Raw genomic sequence first — 4876 nt, 5'->3', positions numbered from 1 at the left:
CCCACCAGGTTGCCTAGTTTTAGTCTCACTGTTGTTGCTAGAGCAGGCATGACTGGCATTTTGGAACTTTCAACCTTTAGGTTACAAGTAAATGTTTCATGTGGAACATTTCTAGCTGGTTGTGTTACAAATCGCTGCCGAATTTCGTTAGTAAGAGTAGGTGGTCATTTCAGTTCTGAAGTCGTTTCATGGTATGATTAGTGGAAACTCGTAGCTAGTCAAAGGAGAAGTAAGTCATGGGAAAAGTAAACGAAATTGACGCACTATGGCCCCAATTTTTGACGTCAGAGCAGTACCAAGCAATTGACGATATTCCGGCCAGTTATGTTCAAATGTGTGTGAGTCAGTTTGGCAGTATGATGACAACCATGTTTTCAAGGACTCTATCACAGTGGACCGTTGAAGATGTGCAGACCCTGTTAGTGATGTTAGGTAATATGGCAGCGAAGGATCCGGATCCAACGGCCGCTGGGACCTTAGTGGACACTTACGACAGTATTCAAATGTTTATTGAATTTGCGGTGGTGACTAGGAAAACTAAGATTACCCGTGCAGAGTACAATCAATTGGCCATGATTTTGAATGGGATTATTGACACGATTCCTGATGAGAATCAAGGGCAGGAAGACTTGTTTGACGGTGGTCAGTTTGATGATGGCTTGCCACAGTGGCAGCAACGCACGGCTGATAATATCAGTGCGTACACGGATCAATGGGTCAGTGCTTATGTTGCCAGTGCGGACTGGAAAAAGCGTCCCAAGGGAGTCGCCGAAGATTTCCTGCGCATGGTGCTCGATACGTTAACTGAGCGGGCCTACAACGATTATCGAAAAACACCCAAGTCTTGGACCAAGAAGGCAATTGTTGGCGTCTTTTCAGGCTATTTTGTCTCTAATTTGACGTTAGAACCGGAAGAGTATGCGCTGGTTGTGCCAGCCCTCTGCGCTTTGCTGGACTTCTTGGGGCAGAACGGTTGGCTTAACGTCAAAAAGGTTGGCACGTATCAACGGTACATGATGGCTGCGGCTCCGGCCATGATCGAACGGGCAAAAGATCCTGATAATTATGGTCCAGCTAAACTAACTTGGCAGCAAATGGTGGCCGAGGGTGTTGACACAGATGATCCTCAGGCGATTCAACAATTTATGGACAAAGCTAACGCCCAGAACGGAGTAGGTGGCCTTTATAAAAGTAATGAACAGCTGACCAGCAGCTTGGATCTTTCAGCGGATGAAATTGAGAAAATTTTAAAATCGCCTGATAGACTCAAATTGCTGGCTAAGGACTGTGATCCGGACACCCAACAGAGATTTTTGAAGCAGGTCCATCTCCCTGAAACGGATGGATGGCGAAAGGAAACGGCTATCAAGGCCCATCAAATCGGTGTTCAGGCCGGAGTTCGGCTTTGGCTGACGCGGGATAATTATGACAATCTTCCGTCGTGGGCGACAATCGCAGGTAATGTGATCCTTAATGCCGCGGACATCGCGGATCTCTTCTATGCGCAGTACGCAACAGTGCCTGATCAATGGAAGGCTGCAGACTGGCAAGAATTTGGAACCTGGGCAAAAACAGAGCAAAAGGATTATCAAGCGAATGGTCGTTTCTTTGCCGCGGTCATGCAGGCGTTAGTTGCTTTAGGTGACCTGACAGTTGACCAAGCCAAGCAGTGTAGCGATGCTTTCTTCGGTAAAACTAGTACGTCCAAAGCGGGAAATGTTGTCTCAATGCAGGCGGCGCGCAAGCTATTGAAAAAGAAGAAACACGACAAATGAGAAGGGACTCCTGGCGATGAAACGAATCGTAGCGGGCATTATTGCCCACGTCGATGCCGGCAAAACAACACTATCCGAAGCGCTACTTTACCGGGCCGGCGCCGTGCGACAATTGGGCCGGGTAGACAATGGGGACGCCTTTCTGGATTCAGACGACTTAGAAAAACAGCGGGGAATCACTATTTTCTCCCATCAGGCCAGCCTGCAACACGGCGACCTCGACTTAACCTTACTGGATACCCCGGGACACGTGGACTTTGCTTCCCAAACGGAGCAGGTTTTCAGTGTCCTGGACTACGCCATCCTAGTGGTCTCAGCCACCGATGGCATTCAAGGCTACACGCGTACGCTCTGGCGGTTGCTGGAACACTACCACGTGCCGACCTTTATCTTTGTGAATAAAATGGATGCACCGACGGCCGACCGTGACCGGGTGCTGGCTCAGCTACAAGATGTCTTCTCGGCGGGTTGCATTGCGTTTGGGAACGCCGCTGGGAGTTCCGCCATTCCAGTCGACGCGGCCGAAGACATCGCCATGCAAGATGACATGGTCCTTGAACAGTACCTGGACAGTGGTGAGTTGGATGACGACACGGTTCGCCAAATGATTCAGCAACGGGAAGTGTTCCCTTGTTACTTTGGGGCGGCTTTGAAATTGGACGGGGTCGAGTCATTTCTCGCCGGTCTGGACCATTGGACGCAAGCGACTGAGTACACCGATGACTTTGGCGCTAAGGTCTTTAAGATCTCCCATGATGACAAGGGCGAACGCCTGACGTGGTTGCGGTTGACTGGGGGCCAACTGGCCAATAAGGCCGTGATTTTGGGCGAGCAGAAGGTTAATCAATTGCGAGTCTACAACGGCACAAAGTTCACCATCCGTCAGGCGGTCACAGCCGGTGAGGTCTGCGCGATTCCTAATTTAACGGCCACCCATGCCGGACAGGGACTAGGCAATGCAGCGGATGCGCCCAAGCCAGAGATCCAGCCGGTGCTGACCTATACACTCGATCCACGGGGCCATGATAGTCACGACTGCCTGCGGATTCTGCGGGAACTCGAAGATGAGGACCCCCAGTTACACGTGGCTTGGTCCAGTCAGTTGCAGGAGATTCGCGTGCAGATCATGGGAGCCGTGCAGCTGGAAATTTTGCAACAGATCTTGCACGACAGATTCCAGCTCGATGTTGGCTTTGGCGAGGGCAGTATTCTCTACAAGGAGACCATTTCCCAGCCAGTCGAAGGTGTCGGTCACTTTGAACCGCTGCGGCACTATGCGGAGGTGCACTTGCTGATGCAGCCGGCACCGCGGGGGAGTGGGCTATCGTTTGCTGCGGATTGTTCCTTAGAGGTTCTGGGGAAGAATTGGCAACATCAAGTCCTCTCCAACCTCGGCGCTAAGGAACACCTCGGCGTCTTGACGGGTGCGCCGTTGACCGACGTTAAAATGACGTTGGTGACCGGTCGGGCTAGTATCGTCCATTCGGTCGGGGGCGACTTTCGCGAGGCCACGTGGCGAGCAGTGCGACAAGGACTGATGATGTTGCAGCGACAGAATGCCTGTCAACTGTTGGAACCCTGGTATCGTTTCCGCTTAGAGGTCGGCCAAGACCAGGTTGGTCGGGCCATGAATGACATTCAGCGGATGAGTGGTCGTTTTGACGCTTCGGCGGAACCAACCACCGTGGCGGGGATGACCACGTTGACGGGAACAGCACCCGTGAGTGAAATGCAGGACTACTCGCAGGAAGTCCAGGCCTACACGCATGGTCAGGGCCAGTTGGAGTGTCTAGTTGACGGTTACCGGCCGTGCCACAATGCCGCAGAAGTTGTGGCGGCCGCAGATTACGATCCCGTGGGCGACCTGGATAACACGCCGGGGTCCGTCTTCTGCGCACATGGCGCCGGCTATCCGGTTCAGTGGGACGATGTGCCGGGGATGGCCCACATTGAGTATGCTTATACGCCGGCCGAGTTGGCGGCGTTAAAAGTGAACGACTAATAATTAGAGTTAGTTAATAATTAATAACTAAAAAATATAATAATTAATAATAAAAAGATGCCATTCCTGATAATTAGGAATGACATCTTTTTTAAGACATGCTTAGGCTACTTCTTCTGTGCTTCCAGCCAACTTTCCAGGCTAGAGCTGTGATCGATCAAGGTGTTGTAAATTTCAAATCCGGGTAAGATCGTGGTATCTGGGGCTAACTGACGGATACGGTCAAGGCTTTGACCGAAGCCACTGCCCCCATTTGTACAGAACGGAATGATGTTCTTACCGCTCAGGTCGTGCGTGTCCAAGAAGGTGCGGGACACGGCGGGCAGGTTGTTGCTCCAGATGGGGTAACCGAGGTAGATGGTATCGTAAGCGCTGGTATCCACCGTCGTTGAGAGGTCGGGGCGCAAGTCGCTGTCACGTTCCTTGTGCCACCGGGCCATTTTTTCGTCAAATGCATCCGGGTAAGGGTCAACTGGCTGAAGTTGTTCAATGGGAAAATTGGTCGTCTCGGCTAACCGCGTTGCCACCGTTTTAGTATTGCCAGTGGTTGAAAAGTAAACAATAAGTGCTGACATATAAAGTCTCCTTTGCTTAAATCATTTAAGTTGAGTTCAGCGTGACAAAAAACATAGGGAGTGGTAACTAATAACGGCGTAACTAGGTGAGTCCATGACGCATTTGTGTAGACGATCACCCGGAAGGTTACGCTGAAGCTAGGGCACCCCAATTCAGGAGGGCGTGGCGTTCTTAGCCGGTTTAGCACCAGCCAAAACCACGTTGCTTCATTCTCATAGTACAACATTATCAATAGATAAGCCAAAGAAACTCGGACGATTTTCGCTTTTTGGCACCTAACACCTAACTAATCAGGTGGGCAAAAGGCCGGTAGTTAGCGGATTAAATTGTCCAAGGATACGACTACTAAGTCACAAAAATTATTTATGAAATTGCTAAAGATGGAATGGTCTACTTCGTCCCGGTGTCAGCACGCACCGATGCCGCTAAATTGACCGCGCACCGGCTGCCCGGAATTCTGCCTACTATGTGGGGACGCTTCAGACTGGAAAAACACCAGTCTTCTCGCTCGCTTTGAAGCCAC

Annotated in this window: 4 protein-coding genes; 3 read left to right on the top strand and 1 reads right to left on the bottom strand. The window is 50.9% G+C overall.

The window, feature by feature from the left end; all coding sequences use genetic code 11:
- From FC99_RS14160 to FC99_RS07160, 3 genes are all read left to right on the top strand, one after another.
- Positions 1–201: hypothetical protein (locus FC99_RS14160; RefSeq protein ID WP_235805882.1), on the top strand; the 201-nt coding region annotated here is incomplete at its 5' end.
- Between the two features lie 35 nt (positions 202–236).
- Positions 237–1775, top strand: a complete 1539-nt coding sequence (locus tag FC99_RS07165) for a hypothetical protein (RefSeq protein ID WP_048733567.1) — start codon at positions 237–239, stop codon at positions 1773–1775.
- Between the two features lie 16 nt (positions 1776–1791).
- Complete coding sequence (locus FC99_RS07160; RefSeq protein ID WP_048733566.1) at positions 1792–3777, top strand: elongation factor G; 1986 nt, start codon at positions 1792–1794, stop codon at positions 3775–3777.
- Between the two features lie 107 nt (positions 3778–3884).
- Here the strand turns inward: FC99_RS07160 and FC99_RS07155 are convergent, their stop codons facing one another.
- A complete protein-coding gene (locus FC99_RS07155; RefSeq protein ID WP_048733564.1) occupies positions 3885–4352 on the bottom strand; it encodes a flavodoxin in 468 nt (155 codons plus the stop codon).
- Between the last annotated feature and the right edge of the window lie 524 nt (positions 4353–4876).

The organism is Levilactobacillus koreensis JCM 16448, assembly GCF_001435525.1.
Lineage (GTDB): Bacteria > Bacillota > Bacilli > Lactobacillales > Lactobacillaceae > Levilactobacillus > Levilactobacillus koreensis.
This window is presented reverse-complemented; position numbering and strand designations above follow the sequence as displayed.